This window comes from Trichocoleus sp. FACHB-90, assembly GCF_014695505.1.
Taxonomy (GTDB): Bacteria; Cyanobacteriota; Cyanobacteriia; order Cyanobacteriales; family FACHB-T130; genus Funiculus; species Funiculus sociatus.
Genome location: NZ_JACJOK010000032.1, coordinates 103,376 through 118,595, shown reverse-complemented (window position 1 = coordinate 118,595; position 15,220 = coordinate 103,376). Strand labels below are relative to the sequence as shown.

15 protein-coding genes and 3 pseudogenes are annotated in these 15,220 nt (G+C 44.6%); 10 read left to right on the top strand and 8 right to left on the bottom strand.

Annotation, left to right across the window (positions count from 1 at the left end; all coding sequences use genetic code 11):
- Together H6F74_RS10130 and H6F74_RS10125 are read right to left on the bottom strand one after the other, a co-directional pair.
- Positions 1 to 566: pseudogene (locus tag H6F74_RS10130) on the bottom strand (photosystem II q(b) protein); the annotation flags it as partial.
- A 126-nt stretch (positions 567 to 692) separates the two neighbouring features.
- Positions 693 to 1,043: a histidine triad nucleotide-binding protein gene (locus tag H6F74_RS10125; RefSeq protein ID WP_190440056.1), complete on the bottom strand. Its 351-nt coding sequence runs from the start codon at positions 1,041 to 1,043 to the stop codon at positions 693 to 695.
- Positions 1,044 to 1,147: 104 nt separating this feature from the next.
- Between H6F74_RS10125 and H6F74_RS10120 the strand changes: the two genes are divergently transcribed.
- From H6F74_RS10120 to purB, 6 genes and pseudogenes are all read left to right on the top strand, one after another.
- On the top strand, positions 1,148 to 2,680 hold the full coding sequence (locus tag H6F74_RS10120; protein ID WP_190440025.1) for a YifB family Mg chelatase-like AAA ATPase: 1,533 nt from the start codon (positions 1,148 to 1,150) through the stop codon (positions 2,678 to 2,680).
- Positions 2,681 to 2,710: 30 nt separating this feature from the next.
- The gene (locus H6F74_RS10115) at positions 2,711 to 2,983 is read left to right on the top strand and encodes a hypothetical protein (RefSeq protein WP_206756300.1); all 273 of its coding nucleotides are present in this window, start codon (positions 2,711 to 2,713) and stop codon (positions 2,981 to 2,983) included.
- Positions 2,984 to 2,989: 6 nt separating this feature from the next.
- A pseudogene (locus tag H6F74_RS30965) lies at positions 2,990 to 3,178 on the top strand (type II toxin-antitoxin system RelE/ParE family toxin); the annotation flags it as partial.
- A gap of 44 nt (positions 3,179 to 3,222) precedes the next feature.
- Positions 3,223 to 3,396, top strand: a pseudogene (locus H6F74_RS30960) (magnesium chelatase); the annotation flags it as partial.
- A 156-nt stretch (positions 3,397 to 3,552) separates the two neighbouring features.
- Positions 3,553 to 4,200, top strand: a complete 648-nt coding sequence (locus H6F74_RS10100; protein ID WP_190440020.1) for a Uma2 family endonuclease — start codon at positions 3,553 to 3,555, stop codon at positions 4,198 to 4,200.
- A 52-nt stretch (positions 4,201 to 4,252) separates the two neighbouring features.
- A complete protein-coding gene (gene purB / locus H6F74_RS10095; protein WP_190440018.1) occupies positions 4,253 to 5,548 on the top strand; it encodes an adenylosuccinate lyase in 1,296 nt (431 codons plus the stop codon).
- A 141-nt stretch (positions 5,549 to 5,689) separates the two neighbouring features.
- On the opposite strand, the gene era is transcribed toward purB, so the two are convergent.
- From era to H6F74_RS10080, 3 genes are all read right to left on the bottom strand, one after another.
- Entirely contained in the window at positions 5,690 to 6,679 is a 990-nt protein-coding gene (gene era, locus H6F74_RS10090; RefSeq protein ID WP_190440051.1) for a GTPase Era, read from the bottom strand.
- Positions 6,680 to 6,703: 24 nt separating this feature from the next.
- Positions 6,704 to 7,831, bottom strand: a complete 1,128-nt coding sequence (locus tag H6F74_RS10085) for a succinylglutamate desuccinylase/aspartoacylase family protein (protein ID WP_190440016.1) — start codon at positions 7,829 to 7,831, stop codon at positions 6,704 to 6,706.
- 255 nt (positions 7,832 to 8,086) lie between these two features.
- Positions 8,087 to 8,725 carry a histidine phosphatase family protein gene (locus H6F74_RS10080; protein WP_190440014.1) on the bottom strand — a complete coding sequence of 213 codons (639 nt, stop codon included), beginning with the start codon at positions 8,723 to 8,725 and terminating at the stop codon, positions 8,087 to 8,089.
- A gap of 50 nt (positions 8,726 to 8,775) precedes the next feature.
- Between H6F74_RS10080 and H6F74_RS10075 the strand changes: the two genes are divergently transcribed.
- Positions 8,776 to 8,988: a hypothetical protein gene (locus H6F74_RS10075; RefSeq protein ID WP_190440012.1), complete on the top strand. Its 213-nt coding sequence runs from the start codon at positions 8,776 to 8,778 to the stop codon at positions 8,986 to 8,988.
- 103 nt (positions 8,989 to 9,091) lie between these two features.
- Here the strand turns inward: H6F74_RS10075 and H6F74_RS10070 are convergent, their stop codons facing one another.
- The 3 genes from H6F74_RS10070 to sufR all read right to left on the bottom strand — a co-directional run bounded on the left by H6F74_RS10070 (position 9,092) and on the right by sufR (position 11,166).
- Positions 9,092 to 10,063 (bottom strand): hypothetical protein, encoded by a 972-nt coding sequence (locus H6F74_RS10070; protein ID WP_190440010.1) that lies wholly within the window; start codon positions 10,061 to 10,063, stop codon positions 9,092 to 9,094.
- 194 nt (positions 10,064 to 10,257) lie between these two features.
- Positions 10,258 to 10,515, bottom strand: coding sequence for a hypothetical protein (locus H6F74_RS10065; RefSeq protein ID WP_190440008.1), 258 nt, complete (start codon positions 10,513 to 10,515; stop codon positions 10,258 to 10,260).
- A gap of 12 nt (positions 10,516 to 10,527) precedes the next feature.
- Positions 10,528 to 11,166 (bottom strand): iron-sulfur cluster biosynthesis transcriptional regulator SufR, encoded by a 639-nt coding sequence (gene sufR / locus H6F74_RS10060; protein ID WP_190440048.1) that lies wholly within the window; start codon positions 11,164 to 11,166, stop codon positions 10,528 to 10,530.
- Positions 11,167 to 11,361: 195 nt separating this feature from the next.
- Between sufR and sufB the strand changes: the two genes are divergently transcribed.
- The 3 genes from sufB (at position 11,362) to sufD (ending at position 15,152) form a co-directional block, all read left to right on the top strand.
- Entirely contained in the window at positions 11,362 to 12,801 is a 1,440-nt protein-coding gene (gene sufB / locus H6F74_RS10055; RefSeq protein ID WP_190412101.1) for a Fe-S cluster assembly protein SufB, read from the top strand.
- 174 nt (positions 12,802 to 12,975) lie between these two features.
- On the top strand, positions 12,976 to 13,767 hold the full coding sequence (gene sufC, locus H6F74_RS10050; protein WP_190412100.1) for a Fe-S cluster assembly ATPase SufC: 792 nt from the start codon (positions 12,976 to 12,978) through the stop codon (positions 13,765 to 13,767).
- Complete coding sequence (gene sufD, locus H6F74_RS10045) at positions 13,764 to 15,152, top strand: Fe-S cluster assembly protein SufD (RefSeq protein WP_190440005.1); 1,389 nt, start codon at positions 13,764 to 13,766, stop codon at positions 15,150 to 15,152. Before sufC ends, sufD begins: the two co-directional genes overlap by 4 nt.
- Positions 15,153 to 15,220 lie beyond the last annotated feature (68 nt).

The window sequence follows — 15,220 nt, the reverse complement described above, 5'->3', positions numbered from 1 at the left end:
TCTGCTTGGAACACCAACATGAAGTTGAAGGTTCCAGAGATGCCCAGAGGCATACCATCTGAGAACGAACCTTGTCCGATTGGGTAGATCAAGAATACTGCGGTTGCTGCTGCCACTGGTGCAGAGTAAGCGACGCAGATCCAAGGACGCATACCTAGACGGTAGGACAGTTCCCACTCACGACCCATGTAGCAGAATACGCCAATTAGGAAGTGGAAGATTACCAGCTGGTAAGGGCCGCCGTTGTACAGCCACTCGTCGAGGGATGCTGCTTCCCAAATTGGGTAGAAGTGCAAGCCGATGGCGTTGGACGAAGGAACAACTGCACCAGAGATGATGTTGTTTCCGTACATCAGAGAACCTGCAACTGGTTCGCGGATACCGTCGATGTCCACTGGGGGAGCGGCGATGAAGGCGATGATGAAGCAGATGGTTGCGGATAGCAGGGTGGGGATCATCAGAACGCCGAACCAGCCTACATAAAGGCGGTTGTCGGTCGATGTAACCCACTCACAAAACCGCTGCCATACGTTGGCGCTTTCGCGACGTTGAATGGTTGTGGTCATTGGTTTATGATTGCGTGATTTAGTTTTGAAGGTTCAGAGGTAGTGTTTCCTCTACCTGTATTTAGATTAAACCTTCTATTGAGTTTTGTAAAGCTTTTCAACAAAAATTTTTTTTCCCTTCCTGATTCAACCTGGGGGCCATTTCATCTGGCGTTTGCCCAGGATGTGTAAATGCAGGTGGGGTACGGTTTGCCCACCATCGTCGCCATTGTTAATTACGACGCGATAGCCGTTGCTGAGTCCAGCTTGTTCGGCAACGCGCTTTACAGTCAATAACAAATGACCCATGAGGGCGTGGTCTTGTGATTCGGCATCGGCAAGCTGGGGTATGGGTTTTTTGGGAATGACGAGGATGTGAACGGGTGCCTGCGGCTGAATGTCTTTGAAGGCGAGGGCTAAGTCGTCCTCATAAACGATGTCGGCGGGAATTTCCCGACGGATAATCTTGCTAAAGATTGTGTCTGTGGATGGGGTCATGTTGATGTAGTTAGCTATGCTTGCAGACATTTTACGCCCCGACGATAAACTTGAAGCGATCGCGGGAACTCTAATAAAAGATTCGGAGTTTCGCGGAGATTGCAATGCTTGCCAGAGTTTGGAGTGCATCTATCGTTGGTATCGATGCTGTAAAAGTGGGCGTGGAAGTCGATGTATCAACAGGAATGCCGGGAACTGTGCTGGTAGGATTGCCAGATACCGCAGTTCAAGAGTCAAAAGAGCGGGTGAAGGCGGCGCTGAAAAATGCTGGTTATGCCTTCCCAATGAAGAAAATTGTCATGAACCTGACACCAGCAGATTTGCGAAAGGAAGGCCCCAGTTTTGATTTACCAATCAGTGTAGGCATCATGGCTGCATCTGAGCAGGTGAGCGCTCAGATGTTGGGAGATTATTTGTTTCTGGGGGAAGTTTCCCTGGATGGCTCTTTGCGTCCCGTGGCTGGTGTGCTGCCAATTGCGGCGGCGGCTCAAAGGTTGGGAATTGCTGGTTTAGTGGTTCCAGACGGCAATGCGCGGGAAGCAGCAGTTGTGCAAGGGTTGGCGGTATATGGGTTCAAAAATTTATCGCAAGTAGCTGACTTTTTGAATTCTCCACAGCGTTACACGCCAATGCAGCTGGATGGTAGAAAGGAGTTGGCAAAAACGGTTTTGGGCGGTGCAGACTTGAAGGATGTGAAAGGACAAGTTCATGCCCGTCGTGCCTTAGAAATTGCGGCTGCTGGGGGACATAACTTAATATTTGTGGGGCCGCCTGGTAGTGGTAAGACGATGTTAGCGCGACGTTTGCCAGGAATTCTACCGCCGTTAAATTTTGACGAGGCTCTAGAAGTTACTCAAATTCACTCTGTTGCAGGTTTACTTAAGAATAGAGGATCTTTGGTAAGCGATCGCCCTTACCGAAGTCCGCACCATTCTGCTTCTGGCCCTTCCCTTGTCGGCGGCGGCAGTTTTCCGCGTCCAGGGGAAATTTCTCTGTCACACCGGGGTGTACTTTTTCTGGATGAATTAACGGAATTTAAGCGAGATGTGCTGGAATTCCTGCGTCAGCCTTTAGAAGATGGCTTTGTCACCATTTCCCGCACAAAACAATCTGTAACGTTTCCTGCTCAGTTTACCTTAGTTGCCAGTACAAATCCTTGTCCGTGCGGCTACTATGGCGATACGATTCAAGCTTGCACTTGTTCGCCTCGACAGCGAGAACAATACTGGGCGAAGCTTTCTGGCCCTTTGATGGATCGAATTGATTTGCAAGTTGCAGTTAATCGCTTGAAGCCGGAAGAAATTACGCGACAACCGACTGGGGAAGATTCTGCACCAGTGCGTTTGAGAGTGGAAGTAGCACGCGATCGCGCTCATACTCGATTTAAAGAGGATACATTTAAAGTGGGTTGCAATGCTCAAATGCAAAGTCATCACCTTAGAGAATTTTGCAAATTAGATGATGCTTCTCGCAACTTATTAGAAGCAGCAATTCGGAAATTAGGTTTATCGGCAAGAGCAAGCGATCGCATTCTCAAAGTATCCCGTACAATTGCCGATTTAGCTGGTGATGATGACCTGAAAACCCATCACGTTGCAGAAGCAATTCAATACCGTACAATAGATAGAATGCAGTGATTAGATAAGAGTTATGTTGTGGGTAAAGCAATGATGAATCAAAAGATAAATGATTCACCTAAAAGTCAATATGAAGTAACTCTCAGTGATGATGGGTGGAATGGGGTGCAGTCAGTAGCAAAAAAATTAGGTGTCTCAGTACCTGAACTATTGGAAAAAGTAGGCCGTGGGGAATTAGCAGTCTTAAATTCAGAGGAACTAGAAGACCTTTTAGATACTATCGATGGTTTGGAAGGGTTGTTGTCAGCAAAGGAAGAGGGAACAGTTTCTTGGGAACAGGTAAAAGCTGAATTAGGCTCATAAGCTACCGTGTACACTGTAGAGTTATCCAAAAAAGCACAGAAGCAACTAAACGCTTTGCCAACACTAGCTCAGGCTCGAATTATACCTGTGATTAATGCCCTATCAACAAATCCCAGACCCCCTGGTGTAAAAGTTTTAACAGGTAATAAAGGACTTCTACGTTTACGAGTAGGAGATTATAGGGTGATTTATCAGGTAGAAGATGACCATTTTGTGGTTCTCGTTGTGGAAATAGGTCATCGACGAGAAGTTTATAGGAAGAGGTGATATGAAAGGTTACTGTTTTAGAATGGAAGAGCGATCGCATTCTCAAAGTATCCCGTACAATTGCTGATTTAGCCGGTGATGATGACCTCAAAACCCATCACGTTGCGGAAGCAATTCAATACCGTACAATAGATAGAATGCAGTGATTATAATATATTTGTGGTTCTTGTCCAGTTAGGATAAATAAAAAGATGAATGAATCCGGTAAAAGTCATTATGATGTGACTCTTACTGATGAAGGCTGGAATGGGGTTTAGTTCCGATATCCAGGTACTAATACTGTGAATTTGCTAAAGTAATCAATGAGTAAATTACAAACCAAATTACCAATAAATGAATGGGCGATCGCTACTTGGGATGAGTACATACAAGCTAGTGCAGATCCGCAACTAGAAAAAGCTAAATGCTATTACCACAATAGACAACTACGGATAGAGATGACTCCCCAAGGCTACGACCACTCCTACGATAACTTTTCAATCGGCTCTGCGATTGCCATATTCAGTGGTATCAGAGCCATCCCCATCAGTGGAGTAACTAACTGTACTTTTAGAAAAACTGGAGAGGCAGAAGCTCAACCAGATTTAGCATTTTACATTGGTGAAAACGCCGAAATTATTCCCCCTGATACAACTATTGTTGATTTAGATACTTACCCGCCACCAGATTTAGTAATTGAAATTGCTAAAACTTCTCTTTCAGATGATATAGGCAGTAAGCGAATGCTCTATGAAAGACTGGGAGTTGCTGAATATTGGGTGGTAAATGTACGTCAGGCACAATTGATTGCTTTTGCAATTGCTGATAATGGAAGTAGGCAAATTACCCAATCTCAAGTTTTGCCGTCTTTAACTTTTATCCTACTTGAAGAAGCTTTACGAAGGGGTCGTGAAACGGGTCGCAGTCAGTTGTATGCTTGGCTAATCAACCAAATTCAGTCTCTATCGTAGTTAGCAAGAGTAGCAAGAGGTACAATAAAACGGTTGTACTCTGTGGCGGACTGTGATCGAGCGTTATACGTTGCCTGAAATGGGCAATCTGTGGACTGATACCTATAAACTGAAGACGTGGCTCCAGGTTGAAATTGCAGTCTGTGAAGCCCAAGCTGAACTGGGTTATATTCCAACTCAGGCGGTGGAGGAAATTAAGGCTAAGGCTGATTTTGACCCGAAGCGGGTACTGGAAATTGAGGCTGAAGTCCGCCACGATATGATCGCATTCTTGACAAATGTCAATGAATATGTAGGGGATGCGGGACGCTACATTCACCTGGGATTAACCAGTTCCGATGTGCTGGATACGGCATTGGCGCTGCAAATGGTAGCGAGTTTGGATGTGCTGCTGCAACGAACCGAGGATTTGATTGCAGCAATTCGCCAGCAGGCGCAGCAGCATAAAAATACGGTGATGATTGGACGTTCTCACGGCATTCATGCGGAACCGATTACGTTTGGCTTTAAGCTGGCGGGATGGTTGGCGGAAGTAATGCGATCGCGCGATCGCCTCCTCCGGCTTCGCAAAGAAGTTGCAGTTGGGAAGATTTCCGGTGCGGTGGGAACTTATGCCAATATTGAGCCGAGAGTAGAAGCGATCGCTTGTCAGAAACTCGGACTCGAACCCGATACCGCATCAACTCAGGTAATTTCACGCGATCGCCACGCCGACTTTGTGCAAACCTTAGCGTTAGTGGCTGCAACAATTGAACGCTTCGCTGTCGAAATTCGCAACCTGCAACGCACAGACGTTCTGGAAGTTGAAGAATTCTTCTCCAAAGGACAAAAAGGCTCCTCAGCAATGCCTCACAAACGCAACCCAATTCGCTCAGAACGCCTGACCGGAATGGCGCGAGTTGTCCGGGGTCATGCTGTCGCCGCTTTGGAAAATGTTGCACTCTGGCACGAACGGGATATTTCTCACAGTTCCGTTGAACGGATGATTTTGCCAGATTCCTGCACCATAACTCACTTCATGTTAGTGGAAATCACCGACTTGGTGAAAAACCTGTTGGTTTATCCCGAAAACATGGAGCGAAATATGAATGTTTACGGCGGCGTTGTCTTCAGTCAACGGGTGATGCTAACTCTGGTAGAAAAAGGCATCACTCGCGAGGACGCTTATACAATTGTGCAGTCTTGCGCTCATCAAGCTTGGAATAAACCGGAAGGTAATTTTCACGATTTGATTGCTAACGATAGTCGCGTTACACAGCATCTTTCGGCTGAAGAAGTTGAGGCGTGTTTTGCTCCGCAGCACCATTTACAGCATTTAGAGGAGATTTATCAACGTTTAGAGATTTAATAAACCGCGTTGGCGGAGCCTGCGCGTTAGCGCTTAGGCGCGTTGGCGTAGCCTGCACGTTAGCGCTTAGGACACGAAGTAAGAAACAGAAGAAGAAAACCCTTCTCTTTCTTCCTTCGCGCTATGCAGCGTATTCGTGGTTCATTCCTGTTCTACTTTGTACCCCAACTCTAATAGATGTAGTCGAGATTGCCTCCATTTCGGCTGCACTTTGACAAACAACTCCAAATAAACTTTACCAGCAATTAATTTTTGGATTTGTTGACGAGCATCGCTGCCAATGGCTTTGAGCATAGTACCTCCTTTGCCAATCAAAATCCCCTTTTGGGAGGGACGTTCAACGTAGATAGTGGCGAGAAGGCGGGTAATGGTAGGTTCTTCTTCTACTCTGTCAATTGTGACTGCTACTGAGTGGGGAACTTCTTCGCGAGTTAAGAGCAAAATTTGTTCGCGGATCAGTTCCCCCATGATGAAGCGTTCTGGCTGATCGGTGACTAAATCTGGAGGATAGTAATAAGGGCCAGTTTCTAAGCGATCGCATAATACTTGCTGCAACCCCTCCATTCCCTCGCCAGTCAGCGCCGAAAATTTCACAATCTGCCAGTTGTGAGGTTCCGCCAGTTTAGTGTAACTATCATCCAACCATTCAGAATCGCTCTGTTGTTGGTCAATTTTGTTCAATCCCAGGATAACAGGCGTTTCGGTTCGCTCTAGAAGATCGACAATGTAGCGATCGCCTCCTCCAGCTTCTTGGGAACCATCCACCACAAACAGCACCACATCAACTGAATTTATCGCAATTTGGGCATTTTTCACCAACACTTCCCCTAATTGGTGATGCGGTTTGTGAATCCCTGGCGTATCTACAAAGATTATCTGCGCTTCCGGTGTTGTCAGAATTCCCCGCAGTCGATTTCGCGTCGTCTGCGCCACTGGCGAGGTTATAGCAATTTTTTGTCCCACCAACTGATTCATCAGTGTCGATTTACCGACGTTGGGACGTCCGATAATGCCAATAAATCCTGACTTAAACCCGTCTGGTGCTTGGGGAATGCTAAATCCGGCAACCTCGCCTAGAATTTCACCCTGATTGGTATCGAATGTCGTTTCTGTCGTCGTGCCATCTTCCATGATGCGTGCGTTTCTTGAGAACACCTACATCACTGATAATACATATTCTCCTTCGTTAACCGCATGATTCGTCGAGACATCAAACACTAAACCAGCTTTTTCAGCACAGATATCAATCACTATCGGGAACTCGTCTTGTTTGTTAAAATTTATAACCTGGTAAAGTTTATCTCCAGCCTTTACTGAAGTACCCAGCGCAACTCTTGCTTGAATCATGCCCCCTACTGGAGCATAGTATTTGATAATCCTACTTTTGGACACAAAAGTTATTTTCTCAGATGCAGTTTCAGACAACGGAAAGCCGGAAATTGCTAATATACCTTTTTGTGCCAAGTAATTTTTGATTCCTCGAACTCCTTTCGTTACCGACTCTGGATTCATTTGCATTCCCGAACCCAGTTCCAGCGTCCAAGAGTCTATATCAAATCTGATTTTGTTTCCCAGCTTTTCCAGCTGATCTTCCAGCGCTAACCACGGCTTGATAAATGCTTCATCAAAAGCATCTCCATCATATTCATCAAGTAAAATTCCATAATCTAGAATAAAATATTTAGCACTTTCTTCTCTACGCCAGAAGCCATACAAATAATCTATAGCTTGATTAGAGGAACTGTGGATATCAATTACATAATCTGCATCGATACATAAAGATTGTAGTTGATAGCGGTATCGTTCATTAAATGGTACTCCACTGGGAGAGTTTATTTTTTCTAAAAGCTTGTCAAAACTTGTTTTAATACGTTTAAAATATTCCTTCCGTATAGCATCAATCCCAAGATGGATGTGAGATTTGGCAAATTCTTCTAAATCATCACATTCTTTTTCAAAGTCCCAAAAGATGCGATTCCAATCTTTGCCATCGCTAGGATTGTACCGACCAGTAGAAAAATAATGAGTCCGCTGATTGGTGCTGATTGGGTTGCAGACGGGAACTAACCAAATTTCACCGTGCAACTGAGTGCTATCTATTGTTAGTAAATACTCAATTAGTTGCTGAATAACGGCATTTCCAACAATTTCCGCACCGTGCAGATTAGCTTGTAAGTATGCCTTTTTACCAGGGTTAGCACCGATGAATTTATAAACTTGAATCGATAAGCGATCGCCTGAAGCAAGTTGCTGAATTGGAATTGTAAAAATTGTCGGATTCATGGAGAAAATATCTTACACTAATATGCCTTGGCGAATAGAAATCGCGGCTACACAGAGGAAATTTGCTTGACAAAGATTTTAATGCTACAAACGCTTATTTAAGCCTTGGCGAATGAACGCGGCTACACAGACGAAACCTGCCTACGCAGGTTTTAATGCTAAAATCTGCGTAGGCGTAGCGTGCGCGTAAGCACATAGACAAACTTTGTTTGTATAGCCGCGATTACGAACATTGCTAGGTAATTTACAAACAAATCATGTACCGGGTAAGGTACGCAAACGTTCATCTAAATGAATGCGATCGCTTAAAGCATGAAGTAATGGCCCATGAGCGCCAAACTCTACTATACTGACCGAACCCACCGGACATCCCAAGCGAAAGCGAAAGCGTCCCACATCAATTCCTAGCAAGCTACATAGCATAATCCGGATAGTAGCTTTGTGTGCAACAATCAAAACATTGCCGTTGCTAAATTGCTGCTTGATTTCTTCAATCACTTGTAACGAACGGTGAGCGATCGCTACCGCTAATTCTCCTTCAGTCGGTGGATACCAAGCCGGATCGGCAGTCCAGCGAATATAATCATCGTGATACTCGCGGTCAACTGTTGCTACAGTTTTTCCTTCCCACTTGCCATAGTTAATCTCTTTCAAACCGTCCCGCAATTGCATCTGCATCCCCACAGCTTCACACAGCGGTTTTGCAGTTGCTACGGTACGCCGCATCGGACTACAAAAAATAGCACTCCAGGGTAGGGAACAATAAGCAGCAGCAAAAGCTTTTGCCATCTCTACACCATCTGGTGTCAAATCTGGATCTATGGAACCGCAGAAAACATTATCTCGGCTGCGGTCTGTCTGTCCGTGGCGGAGGAAATAAAGCTTTAGACTCAAGGTAGTTTTCTCCGATTATCTGAGTTAAGGATACAACCACCTTTGGGATAATGATGTTTTTACGCGCACCCTTATCTAGCCTCAAAGAGTTTAGCGTCAACTATCAGAATCATAGGGAAACGGCTTACTTGTATCAAAAAGATCAGCTAATTCGTCCTCAGTCATGCCAGTTTGAGCCAGTATCCGATTTATTGACTCACTGCTACTTGCTTTATATTCCACCTTTTTGGTTGCGATCGCGCAGTAGTCACATTCTAGGCTAGTCTTCACCGAGGTGAGTTGAGATCGCTCGTCCCAATACAATTAGATTTTCTCTATAGATTATGTTAGTTCTAACGCTTCTTTATGCAATCACTAATAAACTGCTTAGCTATTTCTTGGTCTATCAAGGCCACATACTAAATGAATAGTTATTGTGTGTGCAGGAAAAAGTGTAAAATTCTCATTAACTTCTAGTATATCCGAAAGTCCTTCCTCTTGTAAAACACTCTGGTTGCCTCTGACTAGCTTATTAATTTTTTCATTATTTTGATTAGCATCATGTGAACCCAAATCCCAATGTTCCTTCCCATGTTGATTAGGAAAAAAGTGCTGTAGTATGAACCAAGAAAATGGTGTTGAACCCTGAAAAAGTTTACGATGAACATCCTTGAGATTAGATGGAGACTTATCAAGTAGAGAAACGAATACGCCAGCCGCTACAGTAGGTTTTTCTGATATCAAATCATCTCGTAGTTGCAATCCAAGGGCATAATCAAAAATATCTTTGGCTAATGCTAATGTTCGTTGATAGGATAACAATTCTCGTACTTGCTTATCAAGAGTCAAAGGTCGCGGACAATAGAGCAAATAGCGAATAAATTCACATTTCGCCCAATCATTCAGTGTTTTCATACGTTCATGCTGTGCTGAATTGCGAGAGGAAAAGAGAGACTTCTCATCATATTTTTTATCCCGTCCGTGTGGAAATAACCTTTTAGCCTGTAAAAGCCACGAGCGAGAGAACGAAAGATTAGGAACAAATTGATTCTCATAGGTAATAATTAAACCAATATCTGATTGAGTAACGCGGTGTTCAACTGACTTTGAATATTGATGCGTTTCTATAGTTGTAGATAAGTAAAGAGGTTCATCTATTTGTAACAAATCAGACATAAGAGATGACAATGGATAATCAATTTTTTCTTCCTCTTGAGTATCCTTATCAAGGAGATCGCAAAATAGACTTGTTAAAGCTTCTTCTGACCAAGGTCGCTTTCGCATTAATTTTCTTGAAATTGTCTCATCAATAGAATCAAAATGGCGAAGCAACAATTGAACAGCACGTAAAGAGATCATTATTTTCCACTCTGCCTCTTATTTAAGTTTTAAGCCTTTTCAAAGAGTGCTTCAACTAAACACTAGCTCACTGCACAAATGGACTGTGATAAATTTTTTCAAAAACTTTAAATTGCACTTGTATTACTCTTTTTTCATGACATTTGTACACCAAAAATAATATTTACTCAAGAATAAATTAACTTGACAACTATTCACCACTTCAAAAATGCGGCATCACTTCCCTGTTCTTGCCTAATTTTTGCATCCTTCTCAAACCAAGTGATAATTTGCTCAGGTGTTAAATCTTCAATAGCAACGCCGTACTCCTCGGCGATGTGCTTCAACACTCTTAAGGATGAAATTGTTAATCTTGTCAAAAACTTTTCATGGGTTTGAAGCAGTGCTGCGTCTACTTTAACCGCTTCTTCATATGTCAAAAATTGTTCTGATGGTTGCTGTGATTGAGTCATAAGTATTATTAGTTACTGTTCCTTAATTAAATAACCGCACCGATGTTCTCCATTAACAATCCAGTGCGTTCGTTCTACTTTACAATTTTGCAGGGCAGCGGCAAACATTTCTAATTCGTGACCGCAAACGCTGGGGAAAGATGAGGCGACGTGGGAAATCGCGCAGTTATGTTCTGTCAGGATAAATTGACAATCGCTTTCCGGTACGGGATACCACTCTGCCATATAACCTTCAGCTTTGCGGAGTTCGACCAATTTGGCAACGCGATCGCGCAAATTTCCCTTACCCAGTCTGACTCGATATTCCATCGCCTTGCGTTCCCAGTGCTTTCGCAACACGGTACTTGCTTGCTCATAACCGAGCGTTTCTGTCAAGGTGTCTAGAAAATCAACCGCAAACTCTCCGTAACGACTGGGAAAGCGATCGCGTCCCTCTTGACTCAGCTCATAAACGTGCTGTGGTCGTCCCATCCCCACTTGCACCTGTTGATGTATAATCAACCCTTCCGTCTCCAAATCCTTGAGATGGCGGCGGATCGCCTGTGGGCTGATTTCCAAAGCATCCGCTAACTCCTGCGCTGAGGCTTGACCTGTTTTGAGCAAATGTTGCAAGATGTCCTGCTTAGTGGAAGGCTGCTTAGCGATCGCCATCGTCATTGTCAGAAAATCTCCTTAGGACTTTGACAACATCCTAGTTGCTAAAGTACCCTAAAATAGAAATAAAGCAACACAGATGTTGTTTTACTATTGTAAATGCAGTTTGACTGGGCGATCTACTCTGGACGCCCATGCCCCCCGCCTGCCAGCCACCAGAGTTTGTCCACAACACGAGAGAACACTTAATCAATGACTGCTAGCGTTAAAACCTTAGTCAATCAGCCCTATAAATACGGCTTTGTCACAGACATTGAAACAGATAGCATTCCTCGCGGACTTAGTGAGGACGTTGTTCGCCTGATCTCCGCCAAGAAAGAAGAACCGGAGTTCATGCTAGAGTTTCGCCTCAAAGCCTATCGGCAATGGCTGAAAATGACAGAGCCAACTTGGCCTCATGTCAAGTATCCGGCTATTGACTACCAGGACATCATCTACTACTCCGCGCCGAAGCAAAAGCCCAAAAAGCTAGGTAGCCTCGATGAAGTCGATCCAACTTTGTTAGAAGCCTACGAGAAGCTAGGGATTTCGCTTTCAGAGCAAAAGCGGTTGTCTAACGTTGCCGTAGATGCCATCTTTGATAGCGTTTCAGTTGCCACAACATTTAAAGAGAAGCTAGCCAAAGACGGCGTGATCTTCTGTTCCATCTCCGAAGCTTTGCGGGAACACCCAGAACTGGTGCAGAAGTACCTCGGCAGCGTTGTGCCAGTAGCCGATAATTACTTCGCCGCCCTCAACTCAGCCGTATTCAGCGATGGTTCCTTCGTCTACATCCCCAAAGGCACCAAATGCCCGATGGAACTCTCCACCTACTTCCGCATCAACAGCGGAGATACGGGGCAGTTTGAGCGCACGCTGATTATTGCCGAAGAAGGCAGCTCTGTGTCATATCTGGAAGGCTGCACAGCACCGATGTTTGACACCAACCAGCTGCACGCGGCTGTGGTGGAACTGGTTGCCCTCGACAACGCTGAAATTAAATACTCCACGGTACAGAACTGGTACCCCGGAGACGAAAACGGCAAAGGTGGTATTTACAACTTTGTCACCAAGCGCGGGCTGTGTCAGGGAGTCAATTCTAAGATTTCTTGGACACAGGTAGAAACGGGTTCCGCGATTACCTGGAAATACCCAAGCTGTGTGTTAGTTGGCGATAATTCCGTGGGTGAATTTTACTCCGTTGCGCTGACGAATCATATGCAGCAAGCCGACACCGGAACCAAGATGGTGCATATCGGCAAAAATACTCGCAGCACGATTATTTCCAAGGGAATTTCGGCGGGTAAGTCCGCAAATAGCTATCGCGGTTTGGTGAAAATTGGCCCCAAGGCAAAGGGTGCGAGAAATTATTCTCAGTGCGACTCGATGCTGATTGGCGATAATGCCCAAGCGAATACTTTCCCCTATATTCAGGTGCAAAATAACACCGGAAAAGTGGAGCATGAAGCTTCTACCTCGAAAATTGGGGAAGAACAGCTATTCTTTTTCTCGCAGCGGGGCATTTCCGCAGAAGATGCTATTTCGATGATGATTAGCGGCTTCTGTAAGGATGTGTTTAATCAGCTACCGATGGAATTTGCTGTAGAAGCTGATAGGTTGTTGAGCATGAAGTTAGAAGGTAGTGTGGGATAAATGAAACTACAGATAAACACAGATAAACGCCGATAAATTATCCGTGTTTATCTGTGTTTATCTACGGTTGATTTTTTTACTCAAAAAGGTAAGGCGGGCATTGCCTACCCTTAGGCTGAAATAGAATAAAAAACCGCGAAGACGCTAAGGGCATAGAGGAAGAAGAGAGGAAACATGATTATTGAAAATAGTGAGGTGATCCTATCAGTTCGGGATCTCACGGCAAATGTTGATGAAACTCCGATTCTTAAGGGTTTGAATCTGGAAGTAAAGGCGGGAGAAATCCATGCCATTATGGGGCCAAATGGTTCTGGCAAAAGCACCTTTTCTAAGGTTTTGGCTGGACATCCGGCGTATGAAGTGACTGGCGGCGAGGTAATTTTCCGGGGGCAAAATCTTCTGGAAATGGAAGCAGAAGAACGTGCTAGGGCTGGGATATTTTTGGCGTTTCAATATCCTTTGGAAATTCCTGGTGTTAGTAATGTAGATTTTCTCAGAGTTGCCTATAATTCCCGTCGCAAGGCTGAGGGATTAGAGGAATTGGATGCTTTTGATTTTGATGAATTGGTGCATGAAAAGCTGGATGTGGTAAAGATGAATCCTGCTTTCCTTAGCCGCAGCGTGAATGAAGGGTTTTCAGGTGGCGAGAAGAAGCGGAACGAGATTCTGCAAATGGCACTGCTAGAACCGAAGTTAGCAATTTTGGATGAAACGGATTCAGGGCTAGATATTGACGCGCTGAAGATTGTGGCGGATGGTGTGAATCAGCTGGCAAATGCAGAGAATGCGATGCTGGTGATTACTCACTATCAGCGGCTACTGAATTACATCGTGCCAGATTTCGTTCACGTCATGGAAGCCGGACGAATTATTACCAGTGGTGGTAAAGAATTGGCGTTGGAATTGGAATCTCGCGGTTATGAGTGGGTAAGGGAAGAAGAAGCAGCTGAGGTGGGTGCAAAATGACAATTCAAGTAACTTCTATTCCCAATCCAGAAGAAGTTGGGTTAAAGTCTGCTGCGACTAATCGAGATGCCAAGCTGGTTGAGTTGTTAAACTTGTCTCGCAGTCAAGAACTACAGGTACTCGATCCAGAGATGGTTGGCTGGTTGCAAGAACTACGCGATCGCGCTGCTTCCTGGCTACCTCATCTCAAGTTTCCCACCACCCGCGATGAAGAGTGGCGTGTCACAGACATTTCGCCTCTATTAAAGTTGTCTTTCCAAGCTGCGAAATCTGCGGATGTACCCCAGTCAGCAATTGAAGGGTTAACTTTAGCAGAAGCAGCCGAAAGCCGTCTAGTTTTCGTTAATGGTGTTTATGCACCTGCGCTGTCATCTGTTGCCAATTTGCCAGATGGGATATTTGCCGGGAATTTAGCCCAACTGCCAATCACTTATCGCACTCGCATCGATAATTATTTCGCCCAACAAAAGGGGTTTGATGAGGTATTTACTGCCCTGAATACGGCAGGATTAACAGATGCTGCTGTAGTGTGGGTAGCGAAGAATGTGGTAGTTGAAACACCGATTCATTTGCTGTTTCTATCTACTTTTAGCGATCACCCTACCCTCTCTCAGCCACGCTGTTTAGTAGTCGCGGAACCAAACTCTCAAGTAACTCTGATAGAAGATTATCTGCCCGTAGGCGACTGGTGTGCGGATAAAACTCATCCGTACTTAATCAATACGGTTACAGAAATTTGGGTAGAAGACAATGCTGAAGTTCGCCACAACCGGATTCAACGAGATAGTGGCGCAGCGTTTCATATTGGCAAGAGTGCGATCGCGCAATCCCGCAACAGCCGCTACACTTGCAATTCAGTGAGTTTGGGTGGCAAAATATCCCGCCACAACTTAGAAATTTATCAGTTGGGCGAACAAACTGAAACTACCCTCAATGGTTTAACTATGATTTCTGGGGAACAGATTGGCGATACTCACAGCGCGATTATTCTCAACCATCCTCACAGCATAACTCGTCAATTACAAAAGTGTATTGTGGCTGATAAAGCTCATTCCGTATTTAACGGGAAAGTCTTTGTTGCCAAAGCAGCACAATTGACGGATGCTGGACAATTAAATCGTAACTTGCTGTTGTCACCAAAAGCGAGAGTCGATACTAAACCCCAACTGGAAATCATTGCCGATAACGTGAAATGTACTCACGGTGCAACAGTAAGTCAGTTGGATGATGAGGAAGTTTTTTACCTGCAAAGTCGCGGTTTAGACAAAGCGAGTGCTAACAACTTGTTAGTTGACGCTTTTGCTATTGAAATAATCAACCAGATTCCCATCGCTTCTTTGCAAACAAGCCTCTCTCAATGTGTTGCTTGTAGAACAGTCGAATAGTGTGGAATAGGTAAGAGGTAATGGGTAATGGAATTTTGAAGAAATAACTTTTACCAGTTACCAATTAC

Bases quoted from the DNA above. Each gene is read 5' to 3' on its own strand.
- H6F74_RS10085 (WP_190440016.1), bottom strand. From the start codon at position 7,831: ATGAATCCGACAATTTTTACAATTCCAATTCAGCAACTTGCTTCAGGC.
- sufB (WP_190412101.1), top strand. From the start codon at position 11,362: ATGACTGCTAGCGTTAAAACCTTAGTCAATCAGCCCTATAAATACGGC.
- H6F74_RS10070 (WP_190440010.1), bottom strand. From the start codon at position 10,063: ATGATCTCTTTACGTGCTGTTCAATTGTTGCTTCGCCATTTTGATTCT.
- H6F74_RS10065 (WP_190440008.1), bottom strand. From the start codon at position 10,515: ATGACTCAATCACAGCAACCATCAGAACAATTTTTGACATATGAAGAA.
- H6F74_RS10075 (WP_190440012.1), top strand. From the start codon at position 8,776: ATGATGTTTTTACGCGCACCCTTATCTAGCCTCAAAGAGTTTAGCGTC.
- sufD (WP_190440005.1), top strand. From the start codon at position 13,764: ATGACAATTCAAGTAACTTCTATTCCCAATCCAGAAGAAGTTGGGTTA.
- H6F74_RS10125 (WP_190440056.1), bottom strand. From the start codon at position 1,043: ATGACCCCATCCACAGACACAATCTTTAGCAAGATTATCCGTCGGGAA.
- sufR (WP_190440048.1), bottom strand. From the start codon at position 11,166: ATGGCGATCGCTAAGCAGCCTTCCACTAAGCAGGACATCTTGCAACAT.
- H6F74_RS10120 (WP_190440025.1), top strand. From the start codon at position 1,148: ATGCTTGCCAGAGTTTGGAGTGCATCTATCGTTGGTATCGATGCTGTA.
- H6F74_RS10115 (WP_206756300.1), top strand. From the start codon at position 2,711: ATGATGAATCAAAAGATAAATGATTCACCTAAAAGTCAATATGAAGTA.
- sufC (WP_190412100.1), top strand. From the start codon at position 12,976: ATGATTATTGAAAATAGTGAGGTGATCCTATCAGTTCGGGATCTCACG.
- H6F74_RS10100 (WP_190440020.1), top strand. From the start codon at position 3,553: ATGAGTAAATTACAAACCAAATTACCAATAAATGAATGGGCGATCGCT.
- era (WP_190440051.1), bottom strand. From the start codon at position 6,679: ATGGAAGATGGCACGACGACAGAAACGACATTCGATACCAATCAGGGT.